The following is an 18,382-nucleotide window of genomic DNA, read 5'->3' on the forward strand; positions in this document are numbered from 1 at the left end:
GCCGGTGGTTTCCACCGGCCCGTTTCGTTACGACTGGGGACGCCCAAAGCGCCGCCCCAGCAGCGTCAGCAGCTCATATTGCGACATCCCGCTTGCCGCAGACTGCGTGGCGAGGTCATAGTCGATCGCGATCCAGTCGCCCTCGGCCAGATCGGGCGCGGCGGTTATGTCGAGCGCGACCAGGTCCATCGACACCCGGCCGATCACCGGCAGCACCGCTCCGCCCGCCCGCGCGCGGCCGGTGTTGGAGAAGGCGCGGACATAGCCGTCGGCATAGCCCAAATTGACGATCGCCACCGCGCAGTCGTGCGGCGCGGTCCAGGTCGCGTTGTAGCCGACCGGGTCGCCTGCCCGCACCAGCCGGCGCTGCAGCACCTGCGCCTCGGGCGTCGCCACCTGTCGGACCAGCCCGGCATAGTCGCCGCGCGGCACCCCGCCATACAGCGCCAGTCCCGGCCGGGTCAGGTCGAAATGATACGCCGCGCCCAACGCGATGCCGGCCGAGTTGGCGAGGCTCAACCGCCGCGCCGTCGTCCGCCCGGCGAGCGCGGCGAAGCGCGTGCGCTGATCGGCGTTCATCGCGCTGTCCTCGTCCGCGCAGGCGAGATGGCTCATCAGCGTCTCGATCGCGAGGCCGTCCAGCGCACCGTCGGCGATGTCGGATGGCGCGATGCCCAGCCGGTTCATGCCGGTGTCGACCATCACGTCGCACGCGCCCCCCCCGCCCTCGCGCCAGCGGGCGATCTGCGGCAGGCTGTTCAGCACCGGCCGGGCGAAACCGGCGCGCGCCGCCGCCATGTCCTCGGCGCGCAGGCCGTGCAGCACCGACAGGGTCAGGCCGAGCGGCGCCAGCGCCTGCGCCTCGGACCAGGTGGCGACGAAGAAATCGCGGCAACCGGCCCCGGCCAGGCGCGCGGCGACGCCATGGGCTCCCAGGCCATAGCCGTCCGCCTTGACCGCCGCGCCGCAAGCGGCCGGGCCACTCATCCGGTCGAGCAGCCGCCAGTTGGCGATCAGCGCATCGCCATCCAGGCGCAGGCGCAGCGGGGCAGGAATATCGATCACGCGCGCGGGCATAGGCCGGTGCGCGGCGTCCGTCGACCCGCCCCCGCTAGCGCGTCGCGGCGCGGCGCAGGCGGTCGTGGATCGCCTCGCCGATGCCGGTCGCCGGCAGCGGGGCGACGGCGATACGGGCCCGGTCGCTGGCATCGGCGCGGTGCAGCGCATCGAACAGCCGCGCCGCCGCCTCGGTCAGATCGCCGGACACGGACAGCGTGTCGTCGCCCTCCACCCCGTCGAAGCCGATCAGCCATTCGTCCGGCTCGGCCCAGCCTGCACCCAGCCGCAGCGGCTTGGCGGGCGCATAATGGGTGGCGAGCTGGCCCGGCGCGGTGATCGTGCCGCCCGCCGGCTGGCCCCCGCCCGACACCAGCCGGCCGAGCACCCGGCCGATCGCCTCGGCGGTGACCGGGCCCGGCCGCAACAGGGTCGCGCCCGCCACGATGGTCGATTCCAGACCGGCGGCGCAGGGGCCGTCGTCGATCACCAACTCCGCCGCCGCGCCCAGGCTGGCGACGACATGCGCGGCGCGGGTCGGGCTGATCCCGTTGCTGCGATTGGCGGAAGGCGCGGCGAGCGGCCGGCCGGCCGCTTCGATCAGCGCGCGCATCGCCCGGTGTGCGGGCACGCGGATCGCCACCGTGTCCAGTCCCGCCGTCACCAGCGAGGCGACCGGCGCGCCCGCCCGCAGCGGCAGCACCAGCGTCAGCGGCCCCGGCCAGAACGCGGCGGCCAGCGCATCGGCGGCCCGGTCGAACACCGCCAGCCGTTCCGCCTCCGCCCGGTCGCGGACATGGACGATCAGCGGGTTGAAGCTCGGCCGCCCCTTCGCGGCATAGATGCGCGCCACCGCCGCCGAATCGCCGGCGTCGGCGGCCAGGCCGTAGACCGTTTCTGTCGGGATCGCGACGAGTCGCCCGGCGCGGATCGCCGCCGCCGCCTCGGCGATGGCGGCGGTGCCGTAGCGTCGGACAAGCGGGTGTGGTTCGGCCATCATGTTGCGTCTATATCAGGGCAAAACCCCGGAGAGAAACGTGCCCTTCACGCCCCCCGTCGCCGAACAGCGCCTTGTCCTCGACACCATCGTCGGCCTGCCCGATCTCGCCGCAAGCGACCGTTTCGCTGCCGCCGATGGCGACACGGTCGATGCGGTGCTGGAGGGGGTGGGCCAGTTCGCGGCGGGCGAATGGGCGCCGCTTGCCCGGATCGGCGACACGGTCGGCGCGCAATGGACGGCGGACGGCGTGGTGATGCCGGACGGCTATGCCGCCGCCTACCGCGCTTATGTCGAGGGCGGCTGGGGCACGATCGGCGCGCCGGCCGACTGGGGCGGCCAGGGCCTGCCCTTCGCGCTCCAGACGGCGGTGCTGGAGACGCTGGGCACCGCCAACATGGGCTTCGCGCTCTGCCCCACCCTCACGATTGGCGCGATCGAGGCCTTGCAGCATCATGGCTCGCCCGAGCAGCAGGCCGCGTACCTGCCGCATCTGTCGACCGGCGAGTGGACCGGCACGATGAACCTGACCGAGCCGCAGGCGGGCAGCGATGTCGGCGCGCTGCGCGCCACCGCCACGCCGCGCGGCGACGGAACCTGGAGCATCAAGGGAACGAAGATCTTCATCTCTTTTGGCGACCATGACATGGCCCCGAACATCGTCCATCTCGTGCTGGCCCGCACCCCGGATGCGCCGGTCGGCACACGCGGGATCAGCCTGTTCCTGGTGCCCAAATACCGGCTGGATGCGGACGGCCGGCCCGGCGCCCTCAACGACGTGCGCGTGGTGTCGATCGAGCACAAGATGGGCCTGCACGCCTCGCCCACCTGCGTGCTGTCGTTCGGCGACCATGACGATTGCGTCGGCGAGCTGATCGGCCCCGAACATGGCGGGATGCGCGCGATGTTCACGATGATGAACAATGCGCGGCTCAATGTCGGCCTCCAGGGCGTGCAGGTGGCGGAGGGCGCGACCCAGGCGGCGGTCGCCTATGCGCTGGACCGGGTCCAGTCGGCGCGAGCGGGCGGCGCGGACCGGTCGTCGGTGCGGATCGTCGAACATCCCGATGTCCGCCGCATGCTGCTGCGCATGAAGGCGCAGACCCAGGCGGCGCGTGCGCTGGTCTATTACGCCGCCGGCCAGGTCGATCGCGCGGCGCTGGGCGATGCCGCCGCGAAGGCCCGGCTGGAGATGGTGACCCCGCTGGCCAAGGCGCACGCCACCGATCTGGGCAACGAGGTCGCCTCGCTCGGCATCCAGGTCCATGGCGGCATGGGCTATGTCGAGGAAACGGGCGCGGCGCAGTTCTTTCGCGATGCGCGCATCACCCCGATCTATGAGGGAACGAACGGCATCCAGGCCGCCGACCTGGTCGGGCGCAAGCTGGGGCTGGACAATGGCGGCGCCTTCGCCGCGCTGATCGAAGACCTGCGGCGCGAGGCGGAGGCGGAAGACCTGGTCGCCCTGGTCGCGGCGTGCGACGCGGTCGGCCGTCGCCTCGCCACCGCGGATGCCGACGACCGGCTGGCGGCGAGCTATCCGTTCCTGACCATGCTGTCGGTCGCGCTGTGCGGCGTGCTGCTGGAACGCGAGTCGCGGGCGCTGACCGGGGAAGGCGATTTCGAGTCGATGAAGCGGGCCAGTATCCGCTTCTACCTGGAGCAGATCGTCCCCGAGGCGCTGGGCCTGCGCGCCGCCGCCACCGCCCCCGCCACCACGCTCTACGCGCTGCCGGCGGCGGCGTTCGCGGCCTGACCGCTCAGATGTCGACCACCGCCGCCGCCTCGTGATCGGGGCGGCGGCGGGTCCGCCGCCACAGGATCAGGCCGGTGACCGCCATGGCGGCGTCGAGCAGGCCGGTCAGCACCAGCACGCCGCGCCACGCCGGCCCCGCGCCGCCATGCCAGTCCCGCATCCCCCGGTATGCGGCGGCCGGCGGCCGGGCGGGCACGGCGGTCGCGTTGCCCGTGTCGTCCGCCACCTTGACCGGCGCGACATGCGGATCGGCGAAGCGTAGCGTCCAGTCGGGATCGCGCTCGGTCGGCCAAATGATCGTCCGGACGGCGGCGTTTGGGTGCAGATCGGCGGCGCGGCCGAGCACCACGGCAAGCGGCTGGGCGGGGCGCGCCATCGGTCGCGCCGCGCGTGGTTCCGACCATGACGGCAGCGGCCCGCCGGCCAGCCGTGCGGCCAGCGCGGGGAAGGCCAGCCCCGTTCCAGTCAGGGCCAGCAGGAACAGCGGGACGATCGTGACCCCTCCCAGCAGATGATGAGCCAGGATTAGTCCGTCGCGCCGCCGCCGCATGCGCATCACCTGCCGCCAGCCGCCCCCGTGCGGCCATCCGATATGGACGCCGGTCAGACAGCTCAGCATCAGTGCCAGGCCGAGCAGACCGGCGATCGCCCGCCCCGCATTCTCCATCCCCAAATTCTGGTGGAAAAGACGAAGCGCATAGAACAGGTCGCTGCCAGGTCCCGCCACCCCGAGCCGATGGCCGGTCACCGGATCGACGTAATAACCGGTGCTCGCCGCTCCCGTCGCCAAGCCCGATGGCGTCACCATGACCATCGCCGCCTCGTTCGGCCCGGGCAGCGTGAGGGCGGCGACACGCGCGCCCGGCGGCAGTCCGCGTCGCACCAGCTCGACCAGATGGTCGGCGGGCGGCACCCCGCGCGCGCCGAGCGCCTGACGAACGGGCGCCGGCGGCCGGTCGACGGCGGCGGCGCCGGTCAGCACCACGCCCGACAGGACGATCGGCACGATCAGCCAGGCCAGGACCAGCCCGGTCCAGCCCAGCGGCGTGGCGCCCCTGCCCGTCATCATGCCGCTGCCCTTTCCATGATGACGACGCGCTGCCCCATGGCCCCCGCCCCGTCAATCGTGGCGCGGAGCCGTCAGGCGTCGGCCCAGCGCCGCAGCAGATTGTGATAGACCCCGGTCAGCGACACCGTCGCCGGTTCGCCTTGGCCTTGAGCGGCGGCGACCATCTGTACGCCCTGATCCAGCTCGAACAGGATGCGCCGCGCGCCGTCGTCGCGCACCATCGACTGCACCCAGAAGAAGCTGGCGACCCGCTCGCCGCGCGTCACCGGCGTCACCCGGTGCAGGCTGGACGCCGGATAGAGCACCATATGCCCGGCCGGCAGCTTCACCACCTGCGGCCCGAACTGGTCCTCGATCACCAGCTCGCCGCCATCATAGGCTTCGGGGTCTTCTAAAAAGAGCGTCGCCGACAAGTCGCTGCGGATGCGGAAATCGCTGCCCCGCTGCAAGCGGATGGCATTGTCGACGTGCAGGCCGAAATCCTGGCCGCCGGCATAGCGGTTGAACAGCGGTGGAAACACCTTGAGCGGCAGGGCCGCGGCCACGAACAGGGGCGATCGGCCCAGCGCATCCAGAATCAGCCCGCCCGCCTCGCGGGCCGCTGGCTGGTCCTCCACCAGCTGCGCGTTGCGCTTGGCGAGCGCCGCCTGTGGGCCGGAGGTGACGTTGCCGTCCACCCATTCGCCTGCGTCGATCAGCGCCCGCACCCGTGCGACGCCGGCGGGATCGAGCATATCGGGGATCGCGATCAACATGGCCCACTCCGTCGCCGCCCCGACCGGGGGCCGGGGCGGCGTAGCATATCAGAAGCTGTAGAACAGGCTCAGCACCGCTTGCCGCCGGTCGCCGGGCATCGCCCAGCCGCCGGTCACCGCGCCGGTCGTCGCGTTGACGTTGCTGCGCACGGTGGTGAAATACTTGGCATCGGTGAAGTTCTGCACGTTGAGCTGCGCGGTCAGTCCGCCGCCGAAGCTGTAGGCCAGATAGGCGCGGTGGATCAGGTAATCGTCCACCATGGGCTGGCTGGCATTGGGAAGCACCGGGGCGAAGGTGGTGAACTTGCCCTGATAAGTCAGGCCATAGCCCAGTTCCAGGCCGAACGGCAGCGTATAGGTGGTGAACAGGCTGCCCGAATGACGCGGCGTCTGCGGGATCATTGCCCCCCGCTGCGGATCGGGATCCGCCACCGAATTGCCGCACCCGCTGAGGCCCGGCGTCGCCAGGCACCGGTCGGACACGGATTGCAGCACCTCGCTGTCGAGATAGGTATAGTTGGCGAAGATCGTCCAGTGCCGCGTCAGGCTGCCCGTCGCGCCCAGCGCGATGCCGTCGACCCGGCTGCGCCCATCGAGCACCTGCACCTGCGGCGCGGCGGGATCGTTGCTGGCGACGCGGTAATTGGTCCGCGCGTTGCGGAACAGCGCCGCGGTCAGTTCCAGCCGCCGGTCGAACAGCCCCGCCTTCACCCCCACTTCATAGTTGCGCGCGGTCTCCGGCGCGACATCGCAGGGCTGGAAGATCGTGGTCCCGGTCGCCGTCGCCACGCCGCAGCCCAGCCGCACCGTCGCCGAGGACGGCGTCCTGGCATTGCCATAGCCGGCATAAAGGCTGACATTCGCGACCGGGTGGAACACCGCGCCGATCCGGTAGGAGAAGAGCCGCTCATGGCTGCGCTGCGGCGCCTGTTGCAGCGCGGTCAGCGGCGCGGTGCCGGGCGGCACCACCGCCAGCGGCAATTGCCGGAAGGACGCGTCCTGCACTTCCCAGCGGACGCCGCCGTTCAACTCGAAATACCGGCCCATCTCCAGCGTGTCGAAGGCATAGACCGCCAGGTTGCGCGTCGTCGATTTCGACTGGGCGGTAAGCGTATAATGGGTCGGACCGGCATAGTCGGTCGCAGGGTTCGCCAAGCTGATCGGCGGCAGCAGGATCGGTGCGCCCGCCGCGTTGCGCAACAGGCTGGCGGTGCCGATCCGGTAATCCTCGATCGCGCCCGACAGGCCGATATTGGCGACGTTGCGCAGGCCGCCCTTCGCGCCGCGTTCCCAGCGCAGGTCGGTCTGGTTGTAGAGAAGCTGGTTCTCCTGGTCGCGGACCAGCCCGCGCGGACCGCTCGGCTGGAAGAAGCCGGGCGCGACCGTCACCGCCACCGTGCCCAGGCTGGTGGCCGTGCCGTCCGGACCGCCGGCCGCGACGCTGCTGACCGTGCCCGTGCAGGGCAGCCCGACCGTCGCCGATCCGGTCGCGCCGACCGGCTGGCGACCGGTGGTGGCGAGGCAGAAGATGCCCTGCGGCGCGCTGGTGACGCTATACTGACCGACCCGCTGCCACCGCGTCAGATTGCGCAGCGACAGCCCGTCGCCGGCATCGTGGCGGAAGGTCGCGGTGAAGCGGTCGACCGTCACCTCCTGCCGGTCGAGATTGGCGATGCCGAAATAATCGGCGCGGCTGACCCCCGGCAGCGGCCCGTCGTTCACGCCGCTGCGGAAATAGGGGACGCCATAGATGGGCGTGTTGTCGTCGCGCTGGTGGACATAGGCGAGGGTCAGGCTGGTCGGCCCGTCGATGCCGATCGTGACCGAGGGGGCAATGCCCCAGCGCTCGTACCGCTCGACCTTGCGGCCGGGCACGCCATTGCGGTGGACCACGGCGTTCAGGCGCACCGCGCTGTCCGCCCCGATCCGGCGATTGGCATCGACCGTGCCGCGCCAGTAATCGTCCGTGCCGACCGATGCTTGCACGATCGTCAGGTCCTCGGCACGCGGCTCCTTGGTGACGAGGTTGATCGTGCCGCCGACCGAACCCGATCCGTTGAAGACCGAGTTGGCGCCGTTGTACACCTCGATCTGCTGGAGGTTGAACGGATCGGTGCGGCTATATTGCGCCGAGTCGCGGACGCCGTCGACGGTGATGTCGTTGTTCGCCGAGAAGCCACGCAGATTGATGCTGTCGCCATAGCCGCCGCCCCCCTCGCCGGCGCCGAAGGTGATGCCGGGGATGGTCTGGAGCGCATCGCGCAACGTCAGCAGGTTCTGCTTGCGCAACGTCTGGTCGGAGATGACCGTGATCGTCTGCGGCGTATCCAGCAGTGCCGACGTCGCCTTGGGGCTCTCCACCATGGCGGGGGCGGCATCCACATGGCCGTTGACGACGATCTCGTCGCGCGCCGTCTCGCGCCGCGCGTCCTGGCCACGAACCTGTCCGTCGGCATCCCGCGCGGCCGGCGGCGACGCAGCGGCCCGATCCGCCGCCAGGGCCGGAGCGCTTGCGATGAACCCGACGCAGGACAGCGCCAGAAACGGCGCGGTGGCTTTCGACATGACGGCAATCCCCATTTTCTTCGGGACGCCCGTTATTGCGAATGAATATCACAGTCAACGCAATTGCGACTTATTTTCATGTTCACGCGCTAGGCACTGGGCCAGCAACCAGCTGCGCAGCGCGCTGGCGAGGTTGGGCGCATCCTCCGCCAGAATTCGAACGGCGTCGACCTCGGCGACCAGCGCCGACAGCGGCAGCGCCCGGTCCGCCGCGCACCGTTCCAGCAGCGACCAGAACAGCGGCTCCAGGCTGATCGAAGTCTGATGGCCGGCGATGGTGATCGACCGCTTGACCGGGCCGACGAATCCGCCCGGCGGTGGGGCTAGGGTGGGAGCGGGCATGGCGCCAGCATCCCGGATCGGGGCGGGACTGGCAACCGGACTTGGCACCACCCCATCATGCCGTCACGGCGCAGCCGCTTCACGCCGCTGTGGAGGATAGCTGGCGCAAGGCTTGAGCGCCCGCGCCCGGACGAGCAGGGTCCGGCGATCGCGGAGGTCCCGCGCCGGGCCGCAGCCTCAATACAGCGTGTCAGCCAAACGCCCGGGCAAGGCCGCATCATAGGCGGGACCGTCGATCGCCTCGGCGGACAGGGTGCGCAGGATCGTGCCCGTGCTCGGCAAGGTAGCCCGGTCGACCTGGCGGTCGGCCGCCCATAGCCCGGCGCGAAGCACCGCCCGACTGCACTGGAAGAAGACGCTGTCCACCTGGATGCGGAGCAGCGACCGCGGCGACCGGCCGTCATGCGCATGGCGGGCGAGCAGGGCCGGATCGGCGAGGATCTCCGCCACCCCCTGGACCCGCAGCGTCTCGCCGATGCCAGGCACCAGGAACAGCAACGCGACGCGGGGGTCGGCCAGGATGTTGCGCAGGCTGTCGATCCGGTTGTAGGCGCGGCGGTCGGGCAGGATCAGCGTACGCGCGTCTTCGATCACGACGAAGCCCGGCGGATCGCCGCGCGGACTGACGTCCAGGCCAGCCGGGCCCGCCGTCGCGAGCAGCACGAACGGCGCGGCCTCGATGAACGGGCGGTAGAGCGGATGGATGTGATCGGCCTGCTTGACGATCGAGGCCTGCGCCACCGGACCGTACAGCGCCTCGAGCGCCTCGAGCGCCTCCAACGACTCGATCCGGCCATCGTCTCGTGCGTCCACCACTCCCCCCCCCCCCCGCACCATCGCGCGTCCCGCCGGCCGATCATCGCCGGTCGCCGTGCGACCGGCCATGCGTATCAGGCCCTAGCAGGGAAAGCGGCGCGACAGCACGCGGGCATAGCCGTCCTTCAATGGCCGGCGCTGGTCGGCGGCAGGCAGGCGGGCGAGCTCGTCGAGCATCTCCTCGATGCCGATCGTCTCGCCATCGGGCACGCAGGCGATCGGGCGCTTGCCGGCCTTGACGCGCGCGTCGTTCTCCGCCCGCAACTGCTGGCGGGCCACGCGCGCCTCGTCCTTCAGGACCTGGAAGTCCGGCGACAGCAACGCCGCGAAGCCTTGCGCGCGAAGCGTGTTGGCGCGCGCGACGAACTGGCCGGTGGACATCGCCGCACCGGCGGGGAACGCGCTCAGTGCCGTGGCAAAAAGCGCTGCAAGAACATGAGCTTTACGCAACATGGGCCGACCTTCCTATGGAAGGCCGGCCCATGGACGATCCGTCCTTGCACCGTCATGAACGACGATGCCGGTCGAGAGGTCAGGCGCCCAGCGGCGTCGGGCTGCCGAACGGACCCGGCGTACGGCGGGTCTTGGGAATCGAAGTCCCCGCCGCCTTCACCACCGGCGTCTTCGGCCCCTGATCGGCGCGGCCGATCTCCTCGCCCGCGATCAGCTTCTTGATCTCGTCGCCCGACAGCGTCTCATATTCGAGCAGCGCGCCGGCGAGCAGATGAAGCTGGTCGAGATGCTCGGTCAGCACATGCTTGGCGCGGTGCAGGCCGCCCTCGACGATCGACTTGATCTCGTCGTCGATCAGCTGCGCGGTCTGGTTCGACATGCGCACCGGCTGCGACGAGGAATAGCCGAGGAAGCTTTCGCCCTCGGGCTGGGCATATTCGACCGGCCCGACCTTGTCCGACATGCCCCACTTCGTGACCATGTCGCGCGCCAGACCGGTGGCGTACTGGATGTCGCCCGAGGCGCCCGACGACACCTTGTCATAGCCGAAGATCACCTCTTCCGCGACGCGACCGCCCATCGACACCGCCAGATTGGCGTACATCTTGTCGCGGTGATAGCTGTAGCTGTCCCGCTCGGGCAGGCGCATCACCATGCCCAGCGCGCGGCCGCGCGGGATGATCGTCGCCTTGTGGATCGGGTCCGACGCCGGCTCGTGCAGCGCGACGATGGCATGGCCCGCCTCGTGATAGGCGGTCATCCGCTTCTCGTCCTCGGTCATCACCATCGAACGCCGCTCGGCGCCCATCATCACCTTGTCCTTGGCTTCCTCGAACTCGGCCATGGCGACCAGGCGCTTGCCCTTGCGCGCCGCCATCAGCGCCGCCTCGTTGACCAGATTGGCGAGGTCCGCGCCCGAGAAGCCGGGCGTGCCGCGCGCGATGGTGCGCGAGTCCACATCGGGCGCCAGCGGCACCTTCTTCATATGGACTTCGAGGATCTTGACGCGACCCTCGATGTCGGGGCGGGGCACCACGACCTGGCGGTCGAAGCGGCCCGGACGCAGCAGCGCGGGGTCGAGCACGTCCGGGCGATTGGTCGCCGCGACGATGATGATCCCCTCATTGGCCTCGAAGCCGTCCATCTCGACCAGCAGCTGGTTCAGCGTCTGCTCGCGCTCGTCATTGCCATTGCCCAGGCCCGCACCGCGATGGCGGCCGACCGCGTCGATCTCGTCGATGAAGACGATGCAGGGCGCCGACTTCTTGGCCTGTTCGAACATGTCGCGCACACGGCTGGCGCCGACGCCGACGAACATCTCGACGAAGTCCGAGCCGGAGATGGTGAAAAACGGCACGCCCGCCTCGCCCGCGATCGCGCGCGCCAGCAGCGTCTTGCCGGTGCCGGGCGAGCCGACTAGCAGCGCGCCCTTAGGGATCTTGCCGCCCAGCCGCGCGAACTTGGTCGGGTCCTTCAGGAAGTCGACGATCTCGGTCAGCTCGGCACGCGCCTCGTCGATGCCGGCGACATCGTCGAAGGTGACCTTGCCTTCCTTCTGGGTCAGCATCCGGGCGCGGCTCTTGCCGAAGCCCATCGCGCCATTGGCACCGCCGCCCTTCTGCATCTGGCGCAGCACGAAGAAGGCGATGCCCAGGAACAGCAGGAAGGGGAGCGACTGGTAGAGCAGCACCATCCACACCGACGGACCGTCATCGGTCTTGGCGGTGAAGCTGACGCCCTTCTCGCGCAGGCGCGGAATCAGCGTCGAGTCCTGCACGGGCGAGGTGCGATACGCCTCGCCGTTCGACAGCTGACCGGTGATCGCATCACGCGAGATGACCGCGTTCTTCACCGTGCCTTCGTCGACCTTGTCGAGGAACGCCGAATAATCGATGGCGGTGCCGCGCGGCGTGGCGCTGCGGCCGTCGACCATCGTCACGAACAGCGCGAGGCCCAGCAGAATCGCCACCCAGATGAGGAGGCTCTTCATCCAGGGATTGCCACCGCCGCCGCCAGGCTGCTTGTCGTTGTCGTTCATGGGCTACCTTTCAGCGGACAAGATAAGCGCAGCGGGGTTAATGACAATGGAACAAAGCGGCGCAATCGTGCCGATCAGCCCGTCTTGCGCGGCGGAGCCGGCATAAATATCCAGATATCCGTGATCGGTTTTACGATCAGGCCCGCCTGGCTCGCGATTTTGCCGCGTTCGAGGGCGTCGAGCAACGACTCGATATTGGTGGCGGCGTCGAAGACGGGCGTGGCGATCGCGCATGATTCGCGACAGGCCAGGATCGCCCGCCGGGCGAGGTCGCGGCGCATGCCGCGCGGCAGCCCGGCGACGGAGACGTGGAGCCGGTCCGCCTCCTGCCACGTGCTCCGCTCGGTCCACAGCCGCTCGGCGACCAGCCGCCAGTCCGCTTCCGCCTCCGCCAGCCAGTTCGCCGAACGCGCCAGTTGCGCCGGATCGAGCACGTCCTGGTCCCGCAACAGCATGCGCACGCGTACCCGGTCGTAGCGGGGATCGGCGTTGGAGGGATCGTCGACGAACGGCAGGTCCGCCGCCCGCACGACCGCGCGCAGCTCCGCCCGCCGCCAGCCGAGCAACGGACGCAGCAACGTGACCTGCCGGCCGTCAGCCAGCGTCTCGACCCGACGCGGACGAACACCTGCCAGCCCGTTCAGCCCGCTGCCGCGACCGGCGCGCATCAGGAAGGTCTCGGCCTGATCGTCGGCCTGATGCGCCGTGGCCAGCATCGACGCCCCCGCCCCCGCCCCCGCCGCCCAATCGAGCAAGGCGGCATAGCGCGCACGCCGCGCGGTCGCCTGGAGATTGGCGCGGGGCAGCGGCGTGGCGGGATGCAAGATGCGGTGTGGCACCGCGTGCGCGCCGCACCAGTCCGCCACCATCGCCGCCTCTGCGGCGGACCCCGCGCGCAGGCCATGATCGAAGGTCGCGGCCGCGATCTGGCCGGGAAAGGCCGCCGCCGCCAGCGCCAGCATCGCCATGCTGTCCGCCCCGCCCGACACCGCCAGCACGATCCGCTCGTCCGCCGCGACCGGCCGGCCGAGCGCCGCCGCCCAGTCGGCGGCGAACCGCGTTACTTGCACTTGGCGGCGGCGCGCCCCTTGGCGATATCCGCCTTCATGCTGGCGATCTTGCCGGCATAGACATCGGACAATTCGTCATAGACCTTGCAGGCATCGGCCGGCTTGTCGAGCCGGGTCAGCGCCTCGCCCAGATAGAGCAGGCTGTCCGGCGCGCGGTCGCCGTCCGGCATCTTCTTGTAATTCTCGTAGAAGGCGATCGAGGCGAGGCTGGGCTTGCCATCGTCGAGATAGGCGCGGCCGAGCAGGTTCTGCGCATAGCTGGCGCGCTTGCTCTTGGGATAGTCGTTGACCGTCTTCTTGAGCTGCGCTTGCGCCTCGGGATAGAATTTCGCCTCCCACAGGCGATAGCCATAGAGATAGGCGTCTTCGGCCGGATCGGCGCTCTTGGGCCGCGGCACCGCCGCCACGCGCGCGGCGCGGCCGGGATCGCTGGCCTTGGCGACCGGCGCCTCGGCCGCGCCCCTGGGGGGCGGGCCCGAGGACTTGGCGGGCGCGATCGGCGCGGGCTCGTCGCCACCGCCGCCGCCGCCGCCGCCGGCCGGCGTGGATGCCGCGGCGGGCGGCGGGCCCATCGCCGCCAGCTTCGCGTCGGTGGCGCGCTGATAGGCCTCGAACTGCTCGCGCAACTGGCGGAGCTGATAGCCATTCTGCTCGGCCTGGCCGGTCAGCGTGGCGATCTGCTCCTCCAGCGAGGTGACACGCGCGGTCAGGTCGACCAGCGCCCCCGCCGCCGGCGTGCCCGGCGCCTCGACCGGCCGGGTCGGCGCCACCACCTCGGGCTGGAGCAGCTGGCCGCCGCCATTGGGGAAGACCTTGCGCTGCACCGCGCGCATCTCGCTTTCGAGCCGGTTGACCCGACCGTCCAGATTGGTCGACTGGGCCGCGACGGGCGCGGGCGCGAGGCCGGGCAGCGTCAGCATCGCGACGCCGAGCAGAAGGACGGGGATACGCATCGACAAGGGCCCTTGTGTCCGGATCGAGTTATTCGGTGACGTTGCCGGTGGCGGCGGTGGCGGCCGGTACGCTCGGCTCCGGCGCGGCGCGCGACGGCGCGGCCCGCGAAGCGGCGGCCGGCGTCGTCGCGGGAGACGTCGCGGGCACGGGGGCGGTCGCGGACGCGCCGTTCAGTCGCGCCGCCAGTGAGGCGGCATCGACCGGCACGTCCTTGATCGGCCGCTTGCCGTCGCCCAGCCGCGGGATGGCGGTGCCGTTGACGGTGATCTGCAACTGGTCGGGCCGGCCGACATTGATCCTGGGCCCCCGTGCGTCGCGCGGCACGTCGAAGCTCGCGCCCGGCGCCAGCGTGCCGAGATACAGCGTCTTGTTGTCGGCGTCATAGACGCGCAGCCATACCTTGCTGGCCCCGGCGGCCAGTCGCACCTGCCCCTCGGCGAGCGACGGCGTCGGAGCGGGCGTGGGCGCGACCGCGCGCGGCGGCACCGCGACGCTGGCGGACGGGCCAGGCGACACCATGGTCTCGCCGCCGCCCCGAAACAGATCGGTGCCGAACCACAGACCGGCCAGGATCACGATCGCCAGCGCGCAGCCGAGCGTCACGATCGCCAGCCCGCGCGCCGGCACCCGCGCCGGATCGGCGGTCTCGTAGGGGCGATATTCGGGCGGCCGGTCGACCTTGGCCAGCTCGGTGCGCACGGCCTGGGCGACCTGCACCTCGTCGGCGCCGACCGCGCGCGCATAGGCGCGGCTGAACCCGACCGCATAGGTCGGCGAAGGCAGGGCGGCGAAGTCGGTCGCCTCGATCGCCTCCAGATGGCGGAGCGGCACGCGAGTGCGCTGCCCCACCTCGGCCAGCGACAGCCCCTGCGCCTCGCGAAGGGCGCGCAAACGGTCACCGACCCGATCGGCCCCCATGGCCGTCCCGGTCTCGCCGTGCTGGGGCTCGTTCATCCATTCACTCCGCTGCGGGGCACCACCCTTGCCCGCCGACCCATCTTCCAGACCGTCCGGCCAGTGTCAACGCGGGGTTGGCGCGCTTTACCGGGCCTTCGCCACGCCTGGCTCGGCCGGCCGCAGCTTCACCACGGCCCGGCCGTATACGATCAGTTCAGCTCGACCCCGTGCGCCACCGCCCATTCGGTCAGGACGGCGCGCATGTCGCGCGGCGGCCGGGCCAGCAGCCCGGTGACGAACGTGCCAAGTTCCGCCCTGTCGAGCGAGCGGATCATCGCCTTGACCGGGCCGACCGCCGCCGGCGTGATCGACAGACGGTCGATGCCCAGGCCGATCAGCGCCATCGCCTCCAGCGGCCGGCCGCCCATCTCGCCGCACACCGCCACCGGCACGCCCGCCGGCCGCGCCGCCTGGACGACGCGGCGGAGGAAGCGCAGGATCGCGGCGGACAGCCAGTCGTACCGCTCCGCCAGCTTCGGGTTGGCGCGGTCGGCGGCGAACAGGAACTGGGTCAGGTCGTTGGTGCCGACCGACAGGAACTGCACCTCGGGCAGCAGCAGATCGAGCTGTTCGGCGAGCGCCGGCACCTCCAGCATCGCGCCATAGCGGATCTCGGTGGGCAACCGCTTGCCCCGCCCCGCCAGGAACACGCGCTGCGCCTCGAACAGCGCCTTGGCCTCGCTGAATTCCCAGGGTTCGGACACCATCGGGAACATGACGTTGAGCGTCCGCCCGGCGGCCGCCTCCAGCAGCGCGCGCGCCTGCGCCTTCATCAGCCCGTCGCGCTCCAGCGCCAGGCGCAGCGCGCGCCAGCCCATCGCCGGATTCTCTTCGGTCCCCGCCTCGACGTTCAGATACGGCAGCGCCTTGTCGCCGCCGATGTCGATCGTGCGGAACACCACCGGCCGCTCGCCCGCCTGCTCCAGCACCTCGCGATAGAGCCGCTGCTGGCGCTCGCGCTGCGGCAGCGTCGCGGACACCAGGAACTGGAATTCGGTGCGGAACAGGCCGATCCCGTCGGCGCCGGTCAGATCGAGCGCCGCAACGTCGTCACGAAGCCCGGCATTGACCATCAACGTGACACGGTGCCCGTCCCGCGTCTCGGGCGGCAGGTCGCGCAGCGCCGCGAAGGCGGCGCGCCGCTTCTGCCGGACCGCCAGCTTCGCCTCGAATGCCTCCTCCATCGCCGCCGAGGGGCGGACGAAGACATTGCCCTCGGTCACGTCGAGCAGCAGCACGTCGCCCTCCGCGATCAGCCGGCGCACGTCGCGCACCCGGCCCAGCACCGGCACCCCCATCGCCCGCGCGACGATGGTGACGTGCGCGGTCAGCGAGCCCTCCTCCAGCACCACGCCCTTCAGCCGGCGGCGGTCATATTCCAGCAGCTCGGCGGGGCCCAGGTTGCGCGCGATCAGGATCGTGTCCTGGCGCAGGCCCAGTTGCGCGGCGGTGCCCATCTGGCCCGACACGATGCGCAACAGCCGGTTGGACAGGTCCTCCAGGTCGTGCATCCGGTCGGCGAGCAGCGGATCGTCGATCTGGCGCATCCGCTGGCGCGTGCGCTGCTGCACCCGCTCGATCGCCGCCTCGGCGGTCAGGCCGCTGTCGATCGCCTCGTTGATCCGACGGCTCCACCCCTCGTCATAGGCGAACATCTTGTAGGTCTCGAGCACCTCCATATGCTCGCCGCCCACGCCGAACTCCGCCTCGCGCGTCATCCGCTCGATCTGCTCGCGCATCTTGTCGAAGGCGGCATAGACGCGGTGGCGCTCCGCATCCGTGTCCTCCGCGACGGTATGTTCGACGACGATGCGCGGCTGGTGGAACACCGCGCAGCCCTGGCCCATGCCGTCGACCAGCTTGAGGCCGGGGATGCGGACCGAGGCGGTCGATTGCGGCCGGTGCGCGCCGGTGGTGGCGACGTCGATCAGCCCGGCATTGGCGATCAGTTCGGACAGCACCATCGCCACCGTCTGCAACGCCTCGATCTCGATATCCTGGTAGCGGCGCTGGTCGACATGCTGCACCGCCAGCACGCCCACCACCCGCTCCCGCCGGATGATCGGCACGCCGGCGAAGCTGTGGAACCGCTCCTCGCCCGTCTCCGGCATGTAGCGGAAATCGGGATGGCTCGCCGCCTCGTCCAAATTCAGGATCTCGGCGCGCTCCGCCAGGGTGCCGACCAGCCCCTCGCCCAGCGCCAGCTTGGTGACGTGCACCGCCTCCTGCGCCAGACCGCGCGTGGCGAACAGCTCCAGCACGCCCTCGCGCAGCAGGTAGATCGAACAGACCTCGCTGTCCGTCTCCTCGCCGATAATGTTGACGACCTGGTTGAGCTTCGCCTGCGCCGGCATCCGCGATGCCATCACGTCATGCAGTCGGACCAGGATCTCTCGGGCGGAGGCGGCGGCGGTGGCGAGCATGGCCGCATGGGCTATCAGAACGGTGGCACGGAGGCCACGGTGCAAATGGTCGAAGATGGTGCGGTCACCCCGGCCCCGGCAGCGGCCGCGACGTCAGTCGAACAGTCCGTCCTGCGACCCGACCGGCGGATTGAGGCCCAGATGCTTCCACCCCCCGGCATTCAGCACGCGTCCCCGCGCGGTGCGCGCGACCAGGCCGAGCTGGATCAGATAGGGCTCGATCACTTCCTCGATCGTGTCGCGCGGCTCGGACAGGCCGGCGGCCAGCGTCTCCACCCCAACCGGACCGCCGCGATAGATGTCGGCGATCATGTGCAGATAGCGCCGGTCCATTGCGTCCAGCCCCAGCGAATCGACCTCCAGCCGGGTGAGCGCGGCATCGGCGATCCGCGCGTCGACCACCGCCGCGCCCGCCACGTCGGCGAAGTCGCGTACCCGGCGCAGCAGCCGGCCGGCGATGCGCGGCGTCCCCCGCGCGCGCCGCGCGATCTCGGTCGCGCCGTCGGCGGCGATGCCCAGGTCGAGCAGCCCGGCGGCCCGAGTCACCACGCGCATCAGTTCCTCGACGGTGTAGAATTGCAGTCGCACCGGAATGCCGAACCGGTCGCGAAGCGGCGTGGTCAGCAGCCCCTGCCGGGTCGTGGCGCCGACCAGCGTGAAGCGCGGCAGGTCGATCCGCACGCTGCGCGCCGACGGTCCCTCGCCGATCATCAGGTCGAGCGCACGGTCCTCCATCGCCGGATAGAGCACTTCCTCGACGGCCGGCTGGAGCCGGTGGATCTCGTCAATGAACAGCACGTCGCCATCCTCGAGATTGGTGAGCAGGGCGGCCAGATCGCCCGACTTGGCGATCACCGGGCCGGAGGTGGCGCGGAAGCCGACGCCCATCTCACGCGCGATGATCTGCGCCAGCGTCGTCTTGCCGAGACCGGGCGGCCCGAAGAACAGCACATGGTCCAACGCGTCGCCGCGTCCGCGCGCCGCCTGGATGAAGATGCGCAGATTCTCGCGCGCCGCCTTCTGTCCGACGAAATCGTCCAGGCTCTTGGGGCGCAGCGCGGCATCCACATCCTCGGGGCGGCGGCTGGCGGAGAGAATACGGTCGTCGGTCACGCTTCGTTCCGTAGCCGC

The 18,382-nt window shown here is 70.7% G+C and carries 15 protein-coding genes; 1 reads left to right on the forward strand and 14 read right to left on the reverse strand.

Annotated features, from left to right (window positions below):
• Nucleotides 1-27: 27 nt before the first annotated feature.
• The gene (locus GGQ96_RS15525; RefSeq protein ID WP_343059091.1) at nt 28-1,056 is read right to left on the reverse strand and encodes an alanine racemase; all 1,029 of its coding nucleotides are present in this window, start codon (nt 1,054-1,056) and stop codon (nt 28-30) included.
• Between the two features lie 55 nt (nt 1,057-1,111).
• Nucleotides 1,112-2,056 (reverse strand): L-threonylcarbamoyladenylate synthase, encoded by a 945-nt coding sequence (locus GGQ96_RS15530; protein WP_184116425.1) that lies wholly within the window; start codon nt 2,054-2,056, stop codon nt 1,112-1,114.
• Here GGQ96_RS15530 and GGQ96_RS15535 point away from each other — a divergent pair.
• Nucleotides 2,055-3,809 carry an acyl-CoA dehydrogenase family protein gene (locus tag GGQ96_RS15535; protein WP_184116427.1) on the forward strand — a complete coding sequence of 585 codons (1,755 nt, stop codon included), beginning with the start codon at nt 2,055-2,057 and terminating at the stop codon, nt 3,807-3,809. The two genes, GGQ96_RS15530 and GGQ96_RS15535, sit on opposite strands and share 2 nt — an antisense overlap.
• Before the next feature lie 4 nt (nt 3,810-3,813).
• Here the strand turns inward: GGQ96_RS15535 and GGQ96_RS15540 are convergent, their stop codons facing one another.
• From GGQ96_RS15540 to ruvB, 12 genes are all read right to left on the reverse strand, one after another.
• Nucleotides 3,814-4,878 carry a PepSY-associated TM helix domain-containing protein gene (locus tag GGQ96_RS15540; RefSeq protein WP_184116429.1) on the reverse strand — a complete coding sequence of 355 codons (1,065 nt, stop codon included), beginning with the start codon at nt 4,876-4,878 and terminating at the stop codon, nt 3,814-3,816.
• A 71-nt stretch (nt 4,879-4,949) separates the two neighbouring features.
• Nucleotides 4,950-5,633, reverse strand: a complete 684-nt coding sequence (locus tag GGQ96_RS15545) for a Fe2+-dependent dioxygenase (protein ID WP_184116431.1) — start codon at nt 5,631-5,633, stop codon at nt 4,950-4,952.
• Nucleotides 5,634-5,681: 48 nt separating this feature from the next.
• Nucleotides 5,682-8,198: a TonB-dependent receptor gene (locus tag GGQ96_RS15550; protein ID WP_184116433.1), complete on the reverse strand. Its 2,517-nt coding sequence runs from the start codon at nt 8,196-8,198 to the stop codon at nt 5,682-5,684.
• 54 nt (nt 8,199-8,252) lie between these two features.
• Nucleotides 8,253-8,540 (reverse strand): ribbon-helix-helix domain-containing protein, encoded by a 288-nt coding sequence (locus GGQ96_RS15555; RefSeq protein WP_184116435.1) that lies wholly within the window; start codon nt 8,538-8,540, stop codon nt 8,253-8,255.
• 177 nt (nt 8,541-8,717) lie between these two features.
• Nucleotides 8,718-9,425 (reverse strand): pyridoxamine 5'-phosphate oxidase family protein, encoded by a 708-nt coding sequence (locus GGQ96_RS15560; RefSeq protein ID WP_246360648.1) that lies wholly within the window; start codon nt 9,423-9,425, stop codon nt 8,718-8,720.
• 12 nt (nt 9,426-9,437) lie between these two features.
• Nucleotides 9,438-9,809, reverse strand: a complete 372-nt coding sequence (locus GGQ96_RS15565) for a hypothetical protein (protein ID WP_246360650.1) — start codon at nt 9,807-9,809, stop codon at nt 9,438-9,440.
• A 79-nt stretch (nt 9,810-9,888) separates the two neighbouring features.
• On the reverse strand, nt 9,889-11,847 hold the full coding sequence (gene ftsH / locus GGQ96_RS15570) for an ATP-dependent zinc metalloprotease FtsH (protein WP_184116436.1): 1,959 nt from the start codon (nt 11,845-11,847) through the stop codon (nt 9,889-9,891).
• Nucleotides 11,848-11,921: 74 nt separating this feature from the next.
• Complete coding sequence (gene tilS, locus GGQ96_RS15575; RefSeq protein WP_184116438.1) at nt 11,922-12,917, reverse strand: tRNA lysidine(34) synthetase TilS; 996 nt, start codon at nt 12,915-12,917, stop codon at nt 11,922-11,924.
• A complete protein-coding gene (locus GGQ96_RS15580) occupies nt 12,908-13,870 on the reverse strand; it encodes a tol-pal system YbgF family protein (protein ID WP_246360651.1) in 963 nt (320 codons plus the stop codon). Before GGQ96_RS15580 ends, tilS begins: the two co-directional genes overlap by 10 nt.
• A gap of 28 nt (nt 13,871-13,898) precedes the next feature.
• The gene (locus GGQ96_RS15585) at nt 13,899-14,825 is read right to left on the reverse strand and encodes a helix-turn-helix domain-containing protein (protein ID WP_246360653.1); all 927 of its coding nucleotides are present in this window, start codon (nt 14,823-14,825) and stop codon (nt 13,899-13,901) included.
• A 152-nt stretch (nt 14,826-14,977) separates the two neighbouring features.
• Nucleotides 14,978-17,251, reverse strand: a complete 2,274-nt coding sequence (gene ptsP / locus GGQ96_RS15590; protein ID WP_184116440.1) for a phosphoenolpyruvate--protein phosphotransferase — start codon at nt 17,249-17,251, stop codon at nt 14,978-14,980.
• A 93-nt stretch (nt 17,252-17,344) separates the two neighbouring features.
• Nucleotides 17,345-18,364 carry a Holliday junction branch migration DNA helicase RuvB gene (gene ruvB, locus GGQ96_RS15595; protein ID WP_184116442.1) on the reverse strand — a complete coding sequence of 340 codons (1,020 nt, stop codon included), beginning with the start codon at nt 18,362-18,364 and terminating at the stop codon, nt 17,345-17,347.
• Between the last annotated feature and the right edge of the window lie 18 nt (nt 18,365-18,382).

Source organism: Sphingomonas abaci, assembly GCF_014199625.1.
Lineage (GTDB): Bacteria > Pseudomonadota > Alphaproteobacteria > Sphingomonadales > Sphingomonadaceae > Sphingomonas > Sphingomonas abaci.